A 1583-nucleotide genomic window follows, 5' to 3' on the forward strand; every position below is an offset into this window, starting at 1 on the left:
GCGAAAGACCGCGCCGAGCTTTCTCGGGATGGCGCGATCCCGACAGCGGATCTTGGAGCGCAAGCCGGACGCTCACGCTACCGAGTCTTCCGTGATTCCTTTAGTGATGAGGATCGATTCGGAAATGGTGGAGAATTCGTCGAGCGCCTCCGTTGAGGCCCGTCCTAGCGTTCTCTCGACAGCCGGGTTCGTCTCGCGCTGTCGACCAGCCACCGAGTAGCCAAACCGCGAGCTCTCGACTGCCGGCAATTCAGTTGCAGTGGATGAATTCGCGTCCGGCTCGGCGCAGGGGGTCAGCCATTCAGCCGAGGTTGGTGGCGGGCGCGTCTGCCTTCGGCCAAAGGCGCGGGAATTTCCATTCTGGCCGGCGCAACAACGGCAAGACCAGGTTGAAGAGGTTCTGCCAGTCGCGCGCCACGGCTCGGCTCCCGCAAGCCGTGTCGTCATCATTGGCATACAACATCCAGAGCGGCTCCATCCACTATTCCCCGTACCGTCCAACAGGGCAACCGATCAAGCAGCGAGCACAGGGATGTCGCCGCCGCGCTTTCCTGGAATTTCGCTAACGGCCAAACTCCCGGCCCAGGGCCGCGGAGAGGGAAGAGGTGAACTCGTCAAAGAATATCTTCCCCCTTTCGGAAGTCGAGCCGATCGCTGTGTTCAGAACGCCATCGGCCGGGATCAGCGATTGATCGTATGGCCACATATCATAGACAGGCAAACGGGAAGGCCCGTGTTCGATGAGCGTATCCATGTGCACGAGCTCGGGATGGATATGCAGCATCATCGAGGTCTCCATGATTCCAGCGTGCTCGAGCGCCCAGTTTGGAAACTTGTCAGCGAAGACGTGATCGATCGTTTTCTGCGTCAGAAACTCCCAGTAGCCGACCGCCATCATGCGCGGAGGCTCGGCGCCCATCATCTTGGCGTCACGCAGAGCCAGTTCGCAGGCCTCGTTGACGAACCAGGTGTTCTCCATGTGGCCCACGACAAAAGCCAGGTTCTTGACGCCGTGACGCGTGAATTCTCGCACGAGGTCGCGGATCTGGATTATCAAAGTCGAGGCATCAATGCTGGTGGTGCCGCAGAAATGCTGGCCGCCGCCGCAGCGCGGCGTCGAGCGCGCGCCGTAGCTTAGCGTCGGAGCGACGAGGGCGCCGGAATGCCTGGCGCAATGCTCGCAGATCGCGGTTGGAATGAGCGAGTCCGTTGCAAGCGGCAAATGCGGTCCATGTTGTTCCACGGAACCGATCGGCACCAGGACGACAGACTCCGTCCTGGAAATGCGGTCCCGGTAGCTCATCCAATTCATGTTGGCGATACGAAATTCTTCGTCCACGGCCCCTCTCCACGCGAATGCTTCCACACAACTGGCGCATCGGGAAGCTTAGCGGGGCAGGTTCAACTGAAACATCGCGGGTGCTCGAACTTTACTTCGGCCGCTGCGCAAGTTCGCGGCCCCGTGGTTATTTGGTTCACGCATTTAGTTTGGATTTTTCCAAAGTTAGCAACGACGATTCGGCATTTTCAGTGAGCTTCTCCCGTAGGCATTCTCTCCCGACGGTCGCAGACATCCGCAACGA

At 59.6% G+C, this 1583-nt stretch carries 2 protein-coding genes; both read right to left on the reverse strand.

Features of this window, described 5'->3' with window-relative positions:
- Positions 1–301: 301 nt before the first annotated feature.
- Entirely contained in the window at positions 302–478 is a 177-nt protein-coding gene (locus tag EOA60_RS37910; RefSeq protein ID WP_164748540.1) for a hypothetical protein, read from the reverse strand.
- 84 nt (positions 479–562) lie between these two features.
- On the reverse strand, positions 563–1339 hold the full coding sequence (locus EOA60_RS32135) for a creatininase (RefSeq protein WP_164899742.1): 777 nt from the start codon (positions 1337–1339) through the stop codon (positions 563–565).
- Positions 1340–1583: the final 244 nt, after the last annotated feature.

Origin of the sequence: Mesorhizobium sp. M1A.F.Ca.IN.020.06.1.1, from assembly GCF_004023265.1 — a bacterium.
In the GTDB taxonomy this organism is placed as follows: Bacteria; Pseudomonadota; Alphaproteobacteria; order Rhizobiales; family Rhizobiaceae; genus Mesorhizobium.

Bases quoted from the DNA above. Each gene is read 5' to 3' on its own strand.
- EOA60_RS37910 (WP_164748540.1), bottom strand. From the start codon at position 478: ATGGAGCCGCTCTGGATGTTGTATGCCAATGATGACGACACGGCTTGC.